A 19,955-nucleotide genomic window follows, 5' to 3' on the forward strand; every position below is an offset into this window, starting at 1 on the left:
TTCTATAAAGTGCAGATTTTGTTCATCCCCCAATGATTATTAGCCCGCAAATAGCAGTATAAAATCTTTTATTTATATTGGTTACGTTACTGATACTCTAATATATAACCAATCTATTAGAGTTAGAATAGCGATAAATCATTTCTAAAAAACGAAACCTATTACACTTTATATGGTTTATCAAAAACTCCCCGAAAATATTTACGGTTATATTCAATTGCAGCATTATTCGGAACATAAGAAGCTGCTAATTCATTGTAATAATACGCTTTATCCTGCTCCCCTAACCTGCTATAACAAATACACATTTGTAAATAGGGTAGCCATGTGTAGCTAGCTGGACTATGGAAAGGACTTTCCGTTGCCATTGGTACTTCCGTAGCAAGTTTAAACCAAAATATCGCTTCATTATATTTTTCTTGTTCCATATATATATATCCTATTCTTGTACAATTCTCTCCTCTAGGGACGTCATACCGAAACGACTTCACACAAGATTCGATTGCCTTCTCCCACATTCCTAGTTTTGCATAGCAATCTCCTAACTTACCACATGCATAAATTTTCTCTTCATACCATCCTTCGTCTTGATTAAGAAATGTTTCATATAGAAGAACTGCATCATCATATTTTTGGTTATCCGTAGATTCATTTGCGTAATAAAATAAATCTCTCGGACTTAATTCTTCACCTGCTGCTACAGTATTTTGAAAAATTTTCAAATTACGATTTGTTACTTTTTTTTCTTTTTTATGTGTAATAGCAACATTACTACTAAAAACCTCACCAGAAATAGCTAAATACTCATGAACCTTTCCAAACCATTGAAATTGTTTTTCACGCTTTACAAGTCGATTTCTTTTTGTACAATATAAAGGTTTCCCGTTAGAATCCATTGCAAGATGATAAGGCATCGAAACAGCATCAATTTTAGGATCTAATTCTTTTTTTAAAAGTTTCAATGCTTCTTGAGCATCTTCTAATAAGACATCATCTGCATCTAGCCACAATATATACTCTTGCGTCGCTTTTGAAAAAGAAAAATTTCTTGCTGCTGCAAAATCATCAATCCACTGGAAATCATATATGTTAGAAGTGTATTTCTCTACGATTTCTTTCGTTCGATCGACGGAACCTGTATCAACTACTATAATTTCATCCACAATTTTTTCAACTGTTTCTAAACAACGGGCTATTGTCTCCTCCTCATCTCGAACAATCATACATAAACTAATTGTAATTCCTTGCTTGTTCAACATAATCACCCTCTTCCAAATCAATCATATGTTATACATATACTAAACTTTCCATTTTTTTAAATTGTTCAAGTAGTTTAAGATTTCTTTTCAATAATTCAAATGTCCGTGTCATTTTCTTTCGGTTTTGCATCTACTATATAATGAACGCTTTATGGAGGTGAATTTATGTCAAATAATAATTATTCAAATGGATTAAATCCCGATGAATCTTTATCAGCTAGTGCATTTGACCCTAATCTTGTAGGACCTACATTACCACCGATACCACCGTTTACCCTTCCGACTGGGCCGACCGGGCCGACTGGACCTACGGGACCTACGGGGCCGACTGTACCTACCGGGCCAACTGGACCTACAGGGCCAACTGGACCTACGGGACCGACAGGACCGACTGGACCGACTGGTGGCACTGGGACTACTGGACCTACGGGGACTACTGGTGGCACTGGGACTACTGGACCTACGGGGCCGACTGGTGACACTGGGGCTACTGGACCTACGGGGCCGACTGGTGGCACTGGGACTACTGGACCTACGGGGACTACTGGTGACACTGGGGCTACTGGACCTACAGGGCCGACTGGTGACACTGGGGCTACTGGACCTACGGGGCCGACTGGGGCTACTGGACCGACTGGACCGACTGGACCATCTGGACTAGGGCTTCCAGCAGGATTGTATGCATTTAACTCCGCTGGGATTTCTTTGGATATTGGACTTAATGCTCCAGTACCATTTAATACTGTTGGATCTCAGTTTGGTACAGCAATTTCTCAATTAGATCCTGATACTTTCGTAATTAGTCAAACTGGATTCTATAAAATTACCGTTATCGTATACACTGCAGCAGTAAGTCTATTAGGAGGACTTACAATCCAAGTAAATGGGGTATCTGTTCCAGGTACTGGGGCCACTTTAATCTCAGTTGGAGCACCTATCGTTGTTCAAGCAATTACGCAAATTACGACAACTCCATCATTAATTGAAGTAATCGTTACAGGGCTTGGGCTATCATTAGCTGTTGGTACAAATGCATCTATTATTATTGAAAAAATCGCTTAATTTTTTACTTAGCAGTAAAACTGATATCAGTTTTACTGCTTTTTCAATTTCAAATTCAATCATGAAACATTCGCTATCTACATAATCATATTGTTGTATGACATTTTGCAGGAGGCACAAATATGGAAAGTAAATCTGCTGTTCAGCTTTATCTCGAATTGCTAAAGAAGACCATTTTATTTGAAATATGGTTAGAATATGAGGCATACTTACCCGCATCTCTACATATTTCAAAAGAACTAGAATTCGAGCCAGTTACAGTCCCCCTCCCTTTATTCATTAAGCAATATGCTGAAAACCATAACTTAAAAATTGTAAAACCAAATGTTTCAAAAAGTGAACGCCATGATGGAATGGATTGGCCAAGAGCAGCACATAGCATGATCGGTCGAGAACGTATGAACCAATTACAAGAGGCAATGGAAACCGTTGTTCGTGAAAATATAGAGGGAGATTTTATTGAAACAGGTGTATGGCGCGGAGGATCGTGCATTTTTATGAATGGTTTTTTACAAGCAAACAACATTACGAATCGTAATGTGTGGGTCGCTGATTCATTTGAAGGTTTGCCAGCACCGAATCTAGAACAATATCCAAAAGATTACGGTGATTATTTGCACACATTCGATTATTTACGCGTCTCTTTAGAACAAGTACAAGAGAATTTCAAAAAATATGATTTACTAAATGATCAAGTGAAATTTTTAAAAGGCTGGTTTAAAGATACTTTACCAACAGCACCAATTGAAAAAATAGCAATTGCACGGCTTGATGGTGATATGTACGAATCCACAATGGATGGTCTCGTGAACTTATATGATAAAGTTTCTAAAGGTGGCTATATAATTATCGATGACTACGGGCTACCGCCATGCGCTGAGGCTGTGACAGACTTTAGAAACCAACGAAATTTAAAAGCCCCTATTACTAAAATTGATGTATTTGGCGTTTATTGGAGAAAAGAATAAAAAAGATTTAATCTATAGGAGATTTCATTTTCACTCATCCTTCTCTCACTTCTAATCCAATTAAGTATTCTTTTTCGGAATCTCCTTACATATAACAATTGTTTTCCTGTGTTCTCTCAATACAAATTGAAAATTTTATTAATAGATTTACTGCATCTTCTCATACAAGAAAGGGGTATACTCATGAGTGAACTTAACAAAGAAATGACTTTACTCCCCCCTCCTGAACTCGTCCAATATGTAGGTGGCGACTTCAAAAAAGTTGGAAAAGAGTTCCTAAAGCATTTTATTCAAATTGGCGCTTTAAAACCAAATGAAAAAGTATTAGATGTAGGCTGCGGCGTCGGTCGAATGGCTGTACCATTATTGAATTACTTAAATGATGATGGAGCGTATTATGGATTTGATTTGTTTAAAGATGGAATTACTTGGTGTCAAAATAACATTTCAACTATGCGTAATAATTTTCACTTTGAACATGTTGACATATACAATCAATTCTATAATCCAGAAGGAAAAGAAGATGCCTCTCAATATCGTTTCCCCTATGAAGACGGGACATTCGATTTTATCTTTTTAACTTCTGTATTTACGCATCTTCTCCCAAAAGAATTAGAACATTACGTATCTGAAATTGTACGTGTATTAAAAAAAGACGGGAGATGTTTCATTACATTCTTTCTTATAAATCCTGAATCGTCCTATTATTTAAATGCAGGACAAAGTACATTAGGTTTTTATCATCGAATCGAAAATTGCTACGTTGTAAATAAAGATATTCCGAATTTCGCAGTTGCTTATCCTGAGACAGATATTTGCAATCTATTGAATAAGTACGGCCTAGAAATAATCAATAAGCCGCATTACGGTTTATGGTGCGGCAGACATGAATATACAAGTTACCAAGATATTGTTCTTACAAAAAAAAGCTTCTGAAAGGAAGTTATGTATGATGAATGAAAAAAATCCACCTCTCGTTTCCATCCTTATTCCCACTTATAATCGGCCTCATTATTTCAAAATTGCTCTAGAAAGTGCATTGGCACAAACTTATTCTAATATTGAAATCATCATCGGAGATGATAGTACAAATGATGAAACAGCAACTTTAATACGCGAACAATACTTACCAAATTATAAAAATATAACATACATTCGAAATATCCCTACTCTAGGACAATTTCACAATGACCTTATGCTCATAGAAAAATCAAATGGTGAGTATATAAATTTTTTAATGGACGATGACGTGTTTTATAATCATAAAATACAAAAAATGATGACCTATTTTGAGCAAGATCCCAATAAAAATCTTGCTCTTGTTACTTCTTATCGAGTACGCATTGATGATCATGGAAATCTAATAGGTGATTCCCATCCAACACAAAGGTTATATAGTGAAGACACCCCATTAAACGGGATATTTTTAGGTAATTGGATGTTAAAGGGTGGACACAACATTATCGGTGAGCCTACAACTACCTTGTTCCGAAAGGAATTGCTCACTGAACCTTTTGGCACCCTTAAAGAGCGACAATATTCTTGTAGTGTTGATATGGCCTCATGGATTTCTTTACTTTCTAAAGGAAATGCAATATACATTTCTGAGCCTTTAAGTCAATTTCGCTACCATGCTGGACAACAAATACACAATAAGCTCCTTCAAGGTTGTGAAGATTTCACACACCTCGTTATAACAGCAAAAGAATATGGCTTTTTACAAAATACTACAGACTATAGAGCAGCTCTACTTAGTGCTTACCAATGGTGTAAAAGTTCCTTAAAATACTATCTTCATCAACTAGATATTTTTCCTGACGCACATGTACGTCTTTCCCATTGTTTGGATATAATTATTAAAGAGTTAAACAATTAAACTACTCTGCAAAATTAAAAGTGTATGGACTATATGTGAATCATTCGTATAGTTCATACATTCTTTCTCATACTATAAAGTGAAACTTTAATCAGCTCTCACCAATCGGGCTTTTACGGGCAGTTGATCCCCCACCTAACTTCTTCGCTTTCGCTGAATTTTGAGGTAGGGGTCTTACTGCCCATTAATGCGGGATAAAATCCATTACTATAAAGAGCAGTAGAAAGGAATACCTACATTGAAAGATCCAAATTCTCAATATCAAATAGACTACGTATTACTATTTATTTTATTTGCCATTGGGATTGTTAGTTGTTGTGCTATTGCAAGTGCGCAAGCCTCTTTACCGCCATTTTTACAAAACGTCAATTTTGTACTAAAGCAAATCCAATGGTATTTCATTGGATTTATAGCCATTGGTGTTATTATGATTATCGACTTCGATCGTTATCAAAAAATTGCTTGGTATTTGTACAGCTTTGCAATGGTACTACTTATTGGACTAGAACTTCAAGTACCAGGTGCCGTTACAATTAAAGGCGCTACCGCTTGGTACAGGCTCCCAGGCATCGGAAATTTTCAGCCTTCTGAAATTATGAAATTATTTTTAATTATCGTCATTGGACGAATTATAGCAAACCATAATGAGAAATATTTTTCCCAAACAATACATGACGATTTTTTACTACTTGGAAAAATATTTGCAACAAGTTTGCCACCACTACTACTCATCGCAAAGGAACCAGATTTAGGAAATACAATGGTCATTTCAGCGATGCTTGCAGCAATGATACTAGTTTCTGGCATACGATGGCGTTTTATTTTCGGATTAGTTTCAGCTACTTTCGTTGCTGGAACTACATTAATATATATTTTTTTTACTCACACAGATTTCTTTAAAGCACACATTTTAAAAGAATATCAATTAAATCGCTTCTACGGATGGTTAGCACCTTACAAATATGATGCACAAGGCTATCAATTAAGACAAGCATTCTTAGCAACTGGATCCGGAGAAATGCAAGGAAAAGGGTGGGAAAATGGACAAGTATATTTTCCAGAACCACATACAGATTTTATTTTCACTAATGTCGCTGAACAATTTGGATTTCTAGGCGCAAGTGTCATTATTTCTCTTTTTTTCTTACTCATTTTTCGAATGATTCATATTGCTTTAGAAAGTAATGATCCTTTCGGTAGTTACATTTGCGCTGGTACAATCGGAATGTTTACTTTCCAAGTATTCCAAAATATCGGGATGACAATCGGATTACTTCCCATTACAGGGATAACATTACCTCTTATGAGCTACGGAGGAAGTTCACTGCTTACATACATGATTGCGATTGGATTCATTTTAAATGTTCGCTCAAGAACGAAAATCTTTATGTTTAAATGAACAACACAAAAACGCTATATTTTTATCTCTATCCTTTTTTAGATATACTAATGAAAAATACGATGGAGGTTTAAATATGAAATATGACATTATAGGAGATATTCATGGATGCTTCCAAGAGTTTCAAAATTTAACAGAGAAGCTAGGATATAACTGGAGTAGCGGTCTACCGGTTCACCCTGACCAACGTAAACTTGCATTCGTTGGCGATATTACAGACCGTGGTCCTCATTCATTACGTATGATTGAAATTGTATGGGAACTTGTCATACATAAAAAAGAAGCTTATTACGCTCCTGGAAATCACTGTAATAAACTATATCGATTTTTCCTTGGGCGTAATGTAACAGTCGCTCACGGACTTGAAACAACTGTTGCTGAATATGAGGCACTTCCTCCTAATAAGCAAAACATTATAAAAGAAAAGTTTATCACTCTTTATGAACAATCACCGCTCTACCACATACTAGATGAAAAAAGAGTAATCGTATGTCACGCTGGGATTCGGCAAGATTACATAGGAAGACGAGATAAAAAAGTACAAACCTTTGTATTATATGGTGATATTACAGGAGAAAAGCATGCCGATGGCTCACCTGTCCGTCGCGATTGGGCGCAAGAATACAAGGGGCAAGCTTGGATTGTATATGGACATACACCAGTAGCAGAACCTCGATTCGTCAATCAGACAGTCAATATTGATACTGGTGCTGTATTTGGTGGCAAATTAACCGGATTACGTTATCCTGAAATGGAGACTATCTCTGTCCCTTCTTCTTTACCTTTTGTCGCTGAGAAATTCCGTCCAATTTCATAACTACCTTACTTAGCGAGAGATTACCGTATTATTTAGGCAGATTTCATATGAAACTAGGTAAAGTAATTAAAAAAAGATGCAATAAAGTGCATCTTTTTTTAATTACACTACATATAATGTCGCAGGAGGTGACAGAATGAAGAAAAAATCTTCTAAACAAAAAAGAAAATTCCCCCCTTTATATCTGCCCATGTACGGAATTAACAATTGGTGTAGTATTCGGGCTGCAGCGATAGAAGAACTGGAAGAACAAGAGTCATCAAAAAAAAGCAAAGTAAAACCAACATATGTCTCTTTAGAAAATGCTGTGATGAGCCGCATAATCAATCGCAGAAAAATAAAGATGCAACAAAAAAATAAACAGCTCTCAAATCAAGATGAACAGATACTACATTCTAACCAAACAGAAGAAAAGACGGCAGAAAATATTTCTGTAGCAATAAATAAAAAAGTGGAACCAGAAATTCCAGCTGCTATTATAAACAAAGTAAAAAAAATAAAAGAGGCATTGGCTTCATCGAATGATATACAAACTGAAAAACCCCTCATAATTGAGACACCTACACCTGAAAATACAAAAGTTAAAAGGGGCGGCCGATATGCATATGCAGAGGGGCTTCACTCTCATGCGGAGGGCATGGCAGCACATGCGGAAGGCTTATTAACACACGCAAAAGGTTCTTTCTCTCATGCAGAAGGATCAAACTCAAAAGCAACTGGACATAGTTCGCATAGTGAGGGAAGTGAAACGACAGCAGGCGGGGCTTATTCTCATGCGGAGGGTAAACAGACAATTGCTTTAGGCGAAGCAGCACACGCAGAAGGAAACGCAACTATCGCTAACGGATCCTCTTCTCATGCGGAAGGTCATCATACATCAACAGCTCATTTTGCAGGTAGCCATATTATGGGGCGCTTCGGCACTGCAGAAGAAGCTTATTCTTGGTTTATTGCAAATGGTGTAAGCGACACCGACCATAATATCGGGGCTAAATGGCTTGCTCATAATGGAGAAATGTACATTGAGGGCGCGTCTTACAATGCAAGCGGAACGGATTTTGCACAAATGTTTGAAACCGAAGGTTATAAACCTATTGATGTCGGTTATTTCGTTACATTTAGTAACGAAGAAAAAATTCGGATAGCTACTTCACGCGATTCGTTCATTTTAGGAATATCTAGTGCAACCCCTGCCCTTATAGGAAATAGCGGGGCTTTAAGTTGGCAAAAACGTTATAAAACAGATAACTTTGGAAAACGCCAATATGTATGGACGGAAGCCGAAGAAATACAACCTCTTTTAAATACAGAATGGGATCCAACTTGCAAATATGTAGCAAGAAAAGATCGCGCCGAGTGGCTTCCTGTCGGATTAATTGGACAAATGTTAGTACGTGATGACGGCACTTGCGAAGCACATGGATATTGTCGTCCAAATGACAATGGCATTGCTACAAAAGCCGAAAGTGGATTTTTCGTTATAAAGCGTACGGGTGAAAACCAAATTTTAATATTATTCCGCTAAGAAAAAAGGGAACAAAATTCTTTATAATATAAGAATTTTGTCCCCTTTTTAAGTATGCCGCAACACTTCTTGCATATCGCTTGGAAGCTTTATAGTGAAAGACATCTCTTTCTCTAAAATAGGATGATAAAACGTCAAAGATTTACTATGAAGTGCTTGCCGTTTCATTTCATCCCTTCTCCCTCCATATAAGCTATCACCAAGTAACGGATGTCCTATATGAGCCATATGCACACGAATTTGATGCGTTCTTCCTGTCTCAAGCTCAAGCGCTACATGTGTCTTATGATATGTACTATCAATTACCTTAAAATGAGTAACTGCCCTTTGTCCATCCTCACAAACCGTTCGCTCAATAATGCTATCAGATTTTCGACCAATTGGTGCATCAATCATTCCTTCTCGTTCTACAATCTTCCCGTGAACAATTGCTTCATACGTTCGTTTCACAGCTTTTTGTTGATGCTGCTTCGATAAAAGATGATGCACGAAACGATTTTTTGCAATAAGCATAAGCCCCGAAGTATCACGATCTAAACGTGTTACGATGTGCACTGTACTTGCAAGGTGCTGCTTATCATAATGAGATAAAAGCGCATTGGCAACACTCCTTGTCGGATGTTCTCTAGACGGAATCGTTGACATGTTCGCCTCTTTATTAATGATAAGAACCGCGTCATCTTCATATACAATGCTTAAAGGGATATCTTCTGCCATCATCCCTTCACTTCTTTCCTCAACTGGAAAAAAGACACGTAATTCTTCACCAGCACGCAACTGATGACGAACACTCGCATGTTGACCATTTACTTCAATTGCCCCGCCGTGAAACTTTATATCCGTTAAAGCGGCTTTAGAAATACATTTCGTTTTCAAAAATTCCCTAACTAAAGTTCCCTCTTCAGCCGGACCTATATCCCATTTCAATGTAAATCTGTTCAAATATATAACCCTTTCTATTTATCTGCAACAAACGAGTCACGAACTCGTTTCCAGAACGGGAATGGACGGAAACGAACAAATCGTACTTTCTCGTTTGCGACGCGATACTGGATTGATTTCACATCTTGATGAACCATCGTTAAATGATCCACTGTAATTTGTAAGTTCATTCCTGCAGCTGGCTTTAACACACATGTATGATGCTTCGGCAATACAAGTGGAGATCCTACAGTACGAAATACACGATTGTTAATGGACGCCATTTCTGCAATTTGTATCGCTTCAATAGATGGGTGAATAATCGCTCCGCCAAGCGCTTTATTATACGCGGTACTTCCTGAAGGAGTAGAGATACAAAGGCCGTCTCCGCGGAATGTTTCAAAATATTCTCCGCGTATTTCTACTTCTGTTACTAATGTACCTTCTGCACTTTTTACAGTCGCTTCATTCATCGCTAAATACTGTGACTCTTTACTTCCATTCACATAGCGAATAATAACTTCTAAAAGCGGATATTCCACCACTTGGAATGGTGTTTTCGCAATTGCAATTACTAATTTCTCTACTTCTGTCGGTAACCAATCTGCATAGAAACCTAGATGTCCTGTATGTACACCAACAAATGCTGTTTCATCCAATCGATTATAATAACGATGAAACGCATATAAAAGCGTTCCATCTCCCCCAACAGAAATTACAATATCGGGTTCCTTTTCATCCATTATAAATCCAAAATCTAGCAAGTACTCTTTCATCGTGCTTGCCAGTGTATCTGATGATTGATCTCCCTTTGACATAATTGTAAATTTCATCGCCCAACACCCTTTAGTTTATGATTCAGAATCTTTCGTTTCTTGCTTTCTTGAAAAAGCCTTTTGCGCTTCTTGAATTTCAAGACGAATAGAAGACATTTCTTCATCTAATAAAAACGCCGCTTCAGCTGCACGTTGCAACCTTATTTTAATATCTTCAGGAAAACGTCCACTATATTTATAATTTAAAGAATGCTCAATTGTTGCCCAAAAGTTCATTGCTAGCGTGCGTATTTGGATTTCTACCAATACTTTTTGTTCACCCTGAATCGTTTGAACAGGATAACTAATGACAACATGATAAGAACGATAACCACTATCTTTCTTTTGCGTAACATAATCACGTTCTTCCACGATTTCAAAGTCATTTCGTTTTCGAAGATATTCTACAACAGGCTTAATCTCATCAACAAATTGACACATCATTCTAAGCCCAGCAATATCCTGCATATCTTCTCTCAATCGGTCTAGCGGTACATTTCTCTTCTCCGCTTTATCAATAATACTTGCAACCGACTTTACCCTTCCTGTTACAAACTCAATTGGAGAATGCTCTGTTAACATTGCAAATTGAGTACGCATTCCTTTTAGTTTCACTTTCAGCTCTGCCACCGCTTGGTGGTAAGGTGCTAAAAATTCTTCCCAATTTCGATTCATTTCAACCACCACCAAAATCAATCCATTTGCTTATAGAAATACTTTTTCTACAGCAGTTACTAGTTCTTCTCCGTAATTTGCATTACCTTCAATATTTTCAACTAAATATTCTACTTCTTCTTTTAATCCTTCTAATTCCATTTCAATGTCATTCACGCGAACGAACATAACCACATCGTTATTCATCGCTTCATGCATTGCTTCCCAGCATGTGTGCGGAATACTTACATAAATGAAAGATGATTCATTTTCTAAGATATATAAAAATGATAAATTGTCTGAGTCTACAAGTACGTGATTACGCGCACTTAACTCCTTTACCTCTATTTCACTATTTTCCGCACAAAAAATAAGAGCATTCTCTCTCTTTTCTACGCTCTTAACTTGGATTTTATTTTGCATGCTCTAACTCCTCCATCTCAACTTCCTGTCTTGCTTAACAGTATTATTGTATCATAACATGGACGCAAACAAATAAAACATTGAACCAAATTTATGAAAAAGCGATAATGTGTAAAGAATTATTTTTCAAAAGGAGATTATACAATGACACAAGAAATTGAAATTGAATTCAAAAATATCGTTACAAAAGAAGAATTCGATACATTATGTAAATCGTTTTCTATTGAAGCATTTACAAAACAAGTGAATCACTACTTTGAAACACCTGACTTCTCGTTAAAAGAAGCTGGCTCTGCACTTCGTATTCGTCATAAAGGAGAAACTTATACGTTAACGTTGAAACAACCTGCAGAAATCGGTTTATTAGAAACGCATCAAGTCGTAACAGAAGACGAAGCAAAAATGATGATGGAAACAAACACAATCATTCAAGGAGCAGTAGTAGATCAATTACACAAATTACAAATTCCTGTTTCTGCTTTAACATATATGGGTAGTTTAACAACAGAAAGAGCAGAAACATTATTTAAAGGCGGAACGCTTGTCTTTGATCATAGTTTCTATTACAATCACGATGATTATGAAATTGAATTTGAAGTGCAAGATGAAGAAACAGGAAAAGCTGCATTTATTGATTTATTAACGCAACATAACATACCTGTTCGCCATACAAATAACAAAGTAAAACGCTTTTTCCTTGCCAAACAAAACAAAGCACGCTAAAGTGAAAATTCCACTAGTGAATATGTTTCACTAGTGGATACATCTCACTAAAAAAGGTTACACCCGTAGAATAAGCAAAGAATCTTTGAGAAGGCTGTTTATTTGCCCTCTCGAACATTCCATTGCTACAATAGATATACATTTCATGGAAAAAGGAGTTTATAAAGGATGAGCAAGCAACCGATGACACCATTTGAAGCAATTGGCGGTGAACAATGCATTGCAATATTAGTAGATACATTTTATTCCTATGTCAGTAAACACCCTGACTTATCTCCCATCTTCCCGGAAGATTTAACAGAAACCGCTAGGAAGCAGAAGCAATTTTTAACCCAATATTTAGGTGGTCCTAATTTGTACACTGAAGAACATGGTCATCCTATGTTAAGAGCACGCCATCTCCCGTTTGAGATTACCCCAAAACGAGCAGAGGCTTGGCTATCATGTATGGAGCAAGCAATGGATGATACTGGAGTGCATGGTCATATAAGAGAGTTTGTTTTTGAACGTTTAGCATTAACCGCTCAGCATATGGTTAATACTCCAAACGAAACAGGTGAAGTGTAATGGATAAGCAGGAAGCAAAGCATATAAATATGCCATCTCCTTCCGCATGCGAGCATAAGTCTGTAGAAGCATATTTATTTATTGATCCACTTTGTAAAGATTGCTGGGAAATTGAGCCTTTTATTATTAAACTATGGCTTGAATACGGGAAATACTTCTCTATTCGTCATATCGTAACAGGGAAAGTGGATGGAACGAACGCTTCCTCACACAAATGGAATAAACCTGCTAATATTCGATTTGTGTGGGAAAAGACAACCAGTTTACAAGGTTTTTCATGTGATGGAAAAGTACATATGCAAGAAGCATCGTCAACACCATATTTAGTTTCGATGGCAATTAAGGCAGCGGAGTTGCAAGGCCGAAAAGCAGGTTCGAAGTTTTTGCGAAAACTCCAAGAATACATTTTCCTTGAAAATGTATCAAACCCTGATTGCGAACTATTACTTGCATGTGCGAGAGATAGCAATATTGATGTAGAAGAATTTAAAAAAGATCTACATTCTGCTAGTGCAAAAAAAGCTTTCCAATGTGACTTGAAATTCACGAATGAAATGCATATTACAGAAATACCTTCCCTCGTCTTTTTTCATGCGAACTCAGATGAAGAAGGTATTAAAATCGCTGGAAATTATTCCTACGATGTATACGTACAATTATTGAAAGAACTTGTAAAATGTGAAATTGAGCCAGAACCATTACCACCTTTAGAAGTGCTACTAGAAGCAACACAATTTATATCTTCAAAAGAAGTAGCATTTATTTATGACTGTCCGCAACAAGAAATTGAACGCGAACTAAAAAAATTACAACTGAAACGAAAAGTACAAATGATAGAAGTAAAATGCGAACGTTATTGGAAATGGATAGCAAAAGAAAAAGACCTGGTGTAAACACCAGGTCTTCTTCTTTACGGCTTATAAAAATATTAAAGGGGATGGGAGAAATTTTCACGTTCAAACAAAGGGGTATATGTTTGTATGTGAATTCGTTCACGCTTATTATATTACAAGATTCGACGTCAGATGACAACCCCTTTTGTCGAATTTCACACTTTTGTCACATTCTAAACGTTTTCATTTTTGAATAAGCTATAAAAAAGGTCATTTAGGGGGTTTATTTATGAAAAAATCTTATATTGCTCTTCTCTTTCTAGCTGTCATCGTTTCTTTTTTCTTGTACATCCTCTCTCTACTACAAGCTTTTCCTAAAATTATTGCCTTACCTCTTTTATTCGGAATCATCGTTATCACACTCTCTTATTTCAATTATAAAAAACGATTCAAAGGGTTTTAATTTCAAAAATCAGCCGTCAAGCTATCCTTTCAGTTAGAAAAAACAAAAAAATCCACCTTTCTCTTCAACAAATATCGACATTAAATCTATTCAACAAAAAAGACGAGGATACAATCCCTCGTCTTTTTTCATTACTTTTCTTCAAATAATAATGCTTCTAATTCATTTAATTTCTCTTCAAATACTTGTAGCGCCTCTTTTACTGGTTCAGGAGATGCCATATCTACTCCTGCTTTTTTCAGCACTTCAATTGGATAATCAGAGCTTCCTGCTTTTAAGAACTCGTTAATATAACGTTCTACTGCTGGTTGTCCTTCTTCTAAAATCTGTTTAGATAGAGCTGTCGCTGCACTAAATCCTGTTGCGTATTGATATACGTAATAGTTGTAGTAGAAGTGTGGAATACGAGACCATTCTAAACCAATCTCTTCGTCGATTACTAAAGCGTCACCGAAATATTTCTTATTTAAATCGTAGTAAATTTCCGTTAGCATGTCTGGCGTGACAGCATGTCCTTCTTGTACTTTCTTATGAATAATATGTTCAAACTCTGCAAACATCGTTTGACGGAATACAGTACCACGGAACCCTTCTAAATAATGATTTAATAAATATAGACGCTCTTTCTTATCTTCTGTCGTTTTTAATAAATAATCATTTAGAAGGGCTTCATTACAAGTAGATGCCACTTCTGCTACGAAGATGGAATAATCACCATATACGTGCGGTTGTGTTTTTCTTGTATAGTAACTATGCACCGAATGACCAAACTCATGAGCAAGTGTAAATAAATTATTTACATTATCATGCCAGTTCATTAAAATATACGGATTTGTTCCATATGCACCAGATGAATATGCCCCGCTTCGTTTTCCTTTATTCTCATACACATCTACCCAGCGATTTTCATATGCCTCTTTCAAAATATCAACATATTCATCACCAAGTACGTTTAAAGATTTTAATAAAAGGTCTTGCGCTTCTTCGTATTTCACATTCATTTTCACTTCTGGTACAAGTGGTGTATATAAATCATACATATGAAGCTCATCAAGTCCTAGTGCACGCTTACGAATATCGATGTAACGGTGTAATAAATGTAAGTTGTCATTTACTGTTTCAACGAGTTGATCGTATACTGCTTCCGGAATATTATTATTGCTCAATGCAGCTTGGCGAGCAGAATCATATTTACGAACACGCGCATTGAAATTATTACGTTTTACTGCTCCACTTAACGTACTTGCGAATGTGTTTTTAAATTTTCCGTACGTTTCATATACAGCTTTAAATGCATCTTTGCGAACACGAGGATCATCACTTTCTAAAAACTGAATGTAACGGCCATGTGTAATTTCTATTTCTTCTCCGTCTTCCCCTTTAATAGATGGGAATTTTAAATCCGCGTTATTCAACATACCGAATGTATTGCTTGATGAACTCATTACTTCAGACGCTTCCGCTAATAAAGCTTCCTCAGCTTCTGATAATACGTGCGGGCGTTGACGTGTAATTTCTTCTAATGCATGTTCATATACACTTAAATCTCTATTTTCCTTCAAGAATGTTTGCAGTGTATCTTCTGAAATCGATAAAATTTCAGGAACAATATACGCTGTGCTACTAGATACTTGTGAATATAAATTTGTTGCGCGATCATTTAATGCTTGATATACAGAGTTTGTTGTATCTTGATCGTAACGCATATGAGCATATGTATATAACTTACCTAATCGCATTGAAATTTCATCTTCATATTGCAATGCCTCAAGTAAATTGTCCGCAGAGTCACCAAGTTTCCCTTTAAATTCAGTTAACTTCGGCAATAGCTCTTTAATAGCTTGGAATTCTTTTTCCCATTCTGCGTCCGTTTGGAAGATATCTTCTAAGCGCCACGTACTTGCTTCTTCAATCTCGTTGCGATCTGGTAATGCTTTCGCTTTGTTTTGTTCAGACATTCTTTAAGCCCTCCTTTAAATATCTCTACTTAAGTACAATTCGTTTTTTTCTTATGTAATTCCTTCACAATCATTCTTTATTATATCCCCTTTTCCTCCTCTCATGTTAAAGTTTGCCTCAAATAAAGATAGCGCATGTATTAAGCAAATCTCATCATGTTTCATAATTTCCTCCTCTGATTTTAACATCACGACATCCCTTATTTTCCGGTACGTATAAGTTCCCACTTTACACAAAACACCTATATAGCATAAAAATGTCATATATTCAGTAACTGCCACTTTCCATATGTGCTTTGAAAAGTACGGAAGTATCCGCCTTTTCGTATACCTTTTTGCATAACTACACACGTATTGAAGAGAAATACACTCTCCCACTGCAAGCTCCCCTATACACTTCATATAGAGGAAAGCTTGCCATATAAATGGGTTTGTTTGTAAAGCAAATGCAGAAGGGAGTGGAACACCAATTTCAGAAGGAAAGCTTGCTGGGGTACATTTAAATTGATATAAGAGGCGTAATAATGACTTATAATTATAATTCCAAATCGGCAGGGCATTTTTGCGGAAATAGTTCTTTCTCTTCTCCCACTCTTCACCCAATCTTTCTTTCCCGAAAGGAACGGGAGAAAAAAGCATTTCAAAAGTAGTCGTATCAGTTGGTAAATATATAGTATGTGAGAAAAAAACATTTGTAGAAAAGGGAGTGACAAATGCACATTTCATAAATGATTTTTGTTTCGGACAGAAGAAAATAAGAAGTGGCTGAGGATAAGATTGTAAGGAGAAAGCCATAAGTGAGGAAAATTTCATCCAATATGCAGATTGCTTTTTCAATTGATTTCCACCAACGATCCAAATGACCTGTATACCAGCTTGCCAATACGAATATGTTCTTTTGTACAGCTGCTCTATAGCGAGGTTTGCACATTGGTATTCAATTGCAATTTTTCTGCCCGCCCTCTCTACAAAAACATCTGGTCGTTGCTTAATTTCTGGAAGGTAGTACTCTATATCCACCTGAAAGTTTTGACGCTTGAACCATCTATATAACAATTCTTTACCATGCATATGATACGTTGATTCCGCTTCATAAAAGGCAAGACATGAATTCACTTTTTTATGAGCAAAATGCCAACTTTTTTGTTTCCCTAATTTCATTTGCACTTCCTTTCCACAAGCTACACAAAAGAATCGTTCTTGTTGACGCATACGGCGCAAAAGCTTTTCATTACAATTATAGAGTAAATGAATTTTCTCTCCGTTTTCTCTTTTAGCGATAAATATCGTAATCACACCCTTTCAGCTCCCTATATTCTACAATTTGTTACAAATTCCTTTTAAAAAAGAGATGTCCCAATTTCGGACATCTCTTTTTATAATAAAGGTGATAATAAGCGGTATGTTGATTCAACAATTCGTCTATGAAGACGTCTTTTATGAAAATGATCAACATGAATTTCACTTGATTCTTCTAAATCATCTTTAAAGTCTTGAACAAGTTTTCGAATGCTATCTGTATCATATAAAAAGGCATTTACTTCAAAATTCAAATGAAAACTTCTCATATCCATATTAGCTGTCCCAATTGAAGCTAAATCAGAATCGACGATGACAACTTTACTATGAAGAAAACCTTTTTCATATTCATATATCTTTACACCTGCATCTAAAAGCTCTGGGAAGTAAGATCTCGATGCGTAAAAGACAGTACGCTTATCCGGTTTACTCGGCATTAATAAACGAACATCAATACCAGCAAGTGCAGCAACCTTTAATGCGGATAAAATATCATCATCCGGAATAAAATACGGCGTTGCAATCCAAATGGATTTCCGAGCAGAAGCAATCATGGCAAAATATAAATGCTTAATCGTTTCCCATTTATTATCAGGCCCACCTGCAACAAGCTGCACGCCTCCCCAATGCTCCCCCTCAACTGCTTTCGCTTGTAAATATTCAGGGGCTAGCACAGCCTCACCAGTCATATAAAACCAATCTTGAAGGAAAATAAGCTGCAAACTTTGTACAGCTTCACCACGCAAATATAAATGTGTGTCTCGCCAAAAGCCGAAGTACTTATCCTTCCCTAAATATTCATCACCAATATTTAATCCACCTACAAAGCCTTCATTTCCATCAATAATAACGATTTTTCGATGATTTCGATAATTAATTTTATCGTTTAAAATCGGAAAGCGTACAGGGAAGAACGGAATCATTTCGACTCCTGCATCGTTTAATTCTTCAATATACGATTTTGATAATTTAAAACTTCCAACCGCATCATACAAAAAACGAACGACTACGCCCTCTTTTGATTTTTGTATTAAAATATCTTTAATTTCCGTTCCAAGCTTATCATCACGCACAATGTAATATTCCATATGAATGTGATGTTTCGCTCGTTTTAATCCATCTAAAATGGCCTGAAACGTTTCATCTCCATTTGTTAATGTTCTCGTTTCAGTTTGAAATGAAATATTTAAAGCGCCTAAGCGATCCGCTAAACGAAATAACAGCTCTTGATGCTTATGATTGCGTAAAATCCGTTCTTCGTAATCTTCATGCCCCTTATATTGTAAAAACGCTTGTTCATCGAGCAACGCCTTCTTTTGGAACATTCTCTTCCTCCGAAAGTTCTGTCCGAATAATAAATAAGCGAAGAATCCAAATACCGGAAAAATACCTAACACAATGAGCCATGTAAGTGTTTTTGACGGATGACGGTTCTCTAAGAAAATAACGCAACCAATTAAAAACGCAGATACTGTAAATAAAATACTAATAATACCTAAAACCGAAACATCTTTTATCCCAATCACATCTGAATAAAATGCTACATCAATAAACATGCGTAACGAAACAAATAATGCGAACAATAGCAGTATAAAGAAAATCAGCTTTAACGTATTTTTCATCTCTTACCTCCTAACTAAGAAAGCTTTCCTATTCTTCATATAAAAAGCCGATTTCATACTACAGAAATCGGCCTACGTTTTAGCAGGAAAATTATTGCGAATCGTTTCAAGCGCATGCTCTTTCACAATTTGTTTTCCATACTCACTTACACGATGAATTGTTAAAGTTGATTCTTCTCCATATTCTAAAATAATACTTAAAATACGATCGATTTCTTCTTCATCATGTAGCACTTCATCGAATTCCACATATACATAATAGCGGTTCTCAAATGAATACAGCTCATCTTTTATATCTTCAAAGATAAGACGATGACTTAATGAAATGACATCTTCAAAATCATTAAACTTAATTAAAAAGCCAAACGTACCATCTTCATTAAAGTTTGTTCCTGTTTGTTCTTCTACCTCTTCGACTAATTCTTGCTGGAATAATGATTCGATGCCTTCATCTAGAGGAATATCTATAATTTTGTCTACCCCTATCGGTAGTTCCAGCTTTTGCCCGTCCTTTGAAAGCTCTGCTTTCGTGACAAGTACTTCAATCCCTTTATCGACTGCTTGCACTTGAATCCATAACGGCCCATCAATAAAGAAATCGTCATGATCACGAGCTTCGTCCATCATCTCCCAAAAGAGCTCTTCACTTCGTTCGCGATCATACCAAATCTCTTCACGATTAAATCCTCTATCCTCTATATCAATGTACGTAATAAAAAATTTCATCGTATGATCATTAATTCTTTCAATATCCAAAATACAACTCTCCCT

General features: G+C 36.3%; 20 protein-coding genes. 11 read left to right on the forward strand and 9 right to left on the reverse strand.

Annotated elements, in window-relative coordinates; genetic code table 11:
• Window positions 1-161 precede the first annotated feature (161 nt).
• A complete protein-coding gene (locus tag ACQGSG_RS11965; protein WP_097796500.1) occupies window positions 162-1,259 on the reverse strand; it encodes a glycosyltransferase in 1,098 nt (365 codons plus the stop codon).
• 165 nt (window positions 1,260-1,424) lie between these two features.
• Here ACQGSG_RS11965 and ACQGSG_RS11970 point away from each other — a divergent pair, with 165 nt between their 5' ends.
• The 7 genes from ACQGSG_RS11970 to ACQGSG_RS12000 all read left to right on the forward strand — a co-directional run bounded on the left by ACQGSG_RS11970 (window position 1,425) and on the right by ACQGSG_RS12000 (window position 8,906).
• Window positions 1,425-2,321: a BclA C-terminal domain-containing protein gene (locus tag ACQGSG_RS11970; protein WP_426947360.1), complete on the forward strand. Its 897-nt coding sequence runs from the start codon at window positions 1,425-1,427 to the stop codon at window positions 2,319-2,321.
• A gap of 122 nt (window positions 2,322-2,443) precedes the next feature.
• Window positions 2,444-3,289: a TylF/MycF family methyltransferase gene (locus tag ACQGSG_RS11975; protein ID WP_000444386.1), complete on the forward strand. Its 846-nt coding sequence runs from the start codon at window positions 2,444-2,446 to the stop codon at window positions 3,287-3,289.
• A 183-nt stretch (window positions 3,290-3,472) separates the two neighbouring features.
• On the forward strand, window positions 3,473-4,225 hold the full coding sequence (locus tag ACQGSG_RS11980; RefSeq protein ID WP_001292838.1) for a class I SAM-dependent methyltransferase: 753 nt from the start codon (window positions 3,473-3,475) through the stop codon (window positions 4,223-4,225).
• Window positions 4,226-4,238: 13 nt separating this feature from the next.
• Entirely contained in the window at window positions 4,239-5,165 is a 927-nt protein-coding gene (locus ACQGSG_RS11985) for a glycosyltransferase family 2 protein (RefSeq protein ID WP_426947362.1), read from the forward strand.
• Between the two features lie 238 nt (window positions 5,166-5,403).
• Entirely contained in the window at window positions 5,404-6,564 is a 1,161-nt protein-coding gene (locus ACQGSG_RS11990; RefSeq protein WP_000654700.1) for an FtsW/RodA/SpoVE family cell cycle protein, read from the forward strand.
• A 76-nt stretch (window positions 6,565-6,640) separates the two neighbouring features.
• A complete protein-coding gene (gene prpE, locus ACQGSG_RS11995) occupies window positions 6,641-7,381 on the forward strand; it encodes a bis(5'-nucleosyl)-tetraphosphatase PrpE (protein ID WP_000872694.1) in 741 nt (246 codons plus the stop codon).
• 136 nt (window positions 7,382-7,517) lie between these two features.
• Window positions 7,518-8,906 carry a peptidase G2 autoproteolytic cleavage domain-containing protein gene (locus tag ACQGSG_RS12000; protein WP_061655170.1) on the forward strand — a complete coding sequence of 463 codons (1,389 nt, stop codon included), beginning with the start codon at window positions 7,518-7,520 and terminating at the stop codon, window positions 8,904-8,906.
• 48 nt (window positions 8,907-8,954) lie between these two features.
• Here the strand turns inward: ACQGSG_RS12000 and ACQGSG_RS12005 are convergent, their stop codons facing one another.
• Genes ACQGSG_RS12005 through ACQGSG_RS12020 form a run of 4 tightly spaced genes read right to left on the reverse strand, consistent with a single transcriptional unit; the run spans window position 8,955 to window position 11,719 of the window.
• On the reverse strand, window positions 8,955-9,848 hold the full coding sequence (locus ACQGSG_RS12005) for an RluA family pseudouridine synthase (RefSeq protein WP_001079131.1): 894 nt from the start codon (window positions 9,846-9,848) through the stop codon (window positions 8,955-8,957).
• A 14-nt stretch (window positions 9,849-9,862) separates the two neighbouring features.
• Entirely contained in the window at window positions 9,863-10,660 is a 798-nt protein-coding gene (locus tag ACQGSG_RS12010; protein WP_000673190.1) for an NAD kinase, read from the reverse strand.
• A gap of 18 nt (window positions 10,661-10,678) precedes the next feature.
• Window positions 10,679-11,317 (reverse strand): GTP pyrophosphokinase, encoded by a 639-nt coding sequence (locus ACQGSG_RS12015; RefSeq protein ID WP_001081482.1) that lies wholly within the window; start codon window positions 11,315-11,317, stop codon window positions 10,679-10,681.
• A gap of 30 nt (window positions 11,318-11,347) precedes the next feature.
• Entirely contained in the window at window positions 11,348-11,719 is a 372-nt protein-coding gene (locus ACQGSG_RS12020; protein ID WP_001180003.1) for a hypothetical protein, read from the reverse strand.
• 144 nt (window positions 11,720-11,863) lie between these two features.
• On the opposite strand from ACQGSG_RS12020, the gene ACQGSG_RS12025 reads away from it, so the two are divergent.
• From ACQGSG_RS12025 to ACQGSG_RS12040, 4 genes are all read left to right on the forward strand, one after another.
• On the forward strand, window positions 11,864-12,442 hold the full coding sequence (locus ACQGSG_RS12025; protein WP_000191120.1) for a CYTH domain-containing protein: 579 nt from the start codon (window positions 11,864-11,866) through the stop codon (window positions 12,440-12,442).
• Between the two features lie 168 nt (window positions 12,443-12,610).
• On the forward strand, window positions 12,611-13,009 hold the full coding sequence (locus ACQGSG_RS12030) for a hypothetical protein (protein WP_000043386.1): 399 nt from the start codon (window positions 12,611-12,613) through the stop codon (window positions 13,007-13,009).
• A complete protein-coding gene (locus ACQGSG_RS12035) occupies window positions 13,009-13,902 on the forward strand; it encodes a ClpXP adapter SpxH family protein (protein WP_000360656.1) in 894 nt (297 codons plus the stop codon). Before ACQGSG_RS12030 ends, ACQGSG_RS12035 begins: the two co-directional genes overlap by 1 nt.
• A gap of 229 nt (window positions 13,903-14,131) precedes the next feature.
• Window positions 14,132-14,305 carry a hypothetical protein gene (locus ACQGSG_RS12040; RefSeq protein WP_000750355.1) on the forward strand — a complete coding sequence of 58 codons (174 nt, stop codon included), beginning with the start codon at window positions 14,132-14,134 and terminating at the stop codon, window positions 14,303-14,305.
• A gap of 131 nt (window positions 14,306-14,436) precedes the next feature.
• Here ACQGSG_RS12040 and pepF read toward each other — a convergent pair whose 3' ends face one another.
• The 4 genes from pepF to mecA all read right to left on the reverse strand — a co-directional run bounded on the left by pepF (window position 14,437) and on the right by mecA (window position 19,940).
• On the reverse strand, window positions 14,437-16,263 hold the full coding sequence (pepF, locus tag ACQGSG_RS12045) for an oligoendopeptidase F (RefSeq protein WP_000003348.1): 1,827 nt from the start codon (window positions 16,261-16,263) through the stop codon (window positions 14,437-14,439).
• Between the two features lie 51 nt (window positions 16,264-16,314).
• On the reverse strand, window positions 16,315-17,559 hold the full coding sequence (locus ACQGSG_RS12050) for a competence protein CoiA (RefSeq protein WP_098619229.1): 1,245 nt from the start codon (window positions 17,557-17,559) through the stop codon (window positions 16,315-16,317).
• Window positions 17,560-17,639: 80 nt separating this feature from the next.
• Complete coding sequence (locus tag ACQGSG_RS12055) at window positions 17,640-19,184, reverse strand: cardiolipin synthase (RefSeq protein ID WP_000799198.1); 1,545 nt, start codon at window positions 19,182-19,184, stop codon at window positions 17,640-17,642.
• 72 nt (window positions 19,185-19,256) lie between these two features.
• Entirely contained in the window at window positions 19,257-19,940 is a 684-nt protein-coding gene (mecA, locus tag ACQGSG_RS12060; protein WP_000350716.1) for an adaptor protein MecA, read from the reverse strand.
• Between the last annotated feature and the right edge of the window lie 15 nt (window positions 19,941-19,955).

The sequence above is a fragment of the Bacillus sp. GMa5/1 genome (assembly GCF_050172015.1).
Lineage (GTDB): Bacteria > Bacillota > Bacilli > Bacillales > Bacillaceae_G > Bacillus_A > Bacillus_A cereus.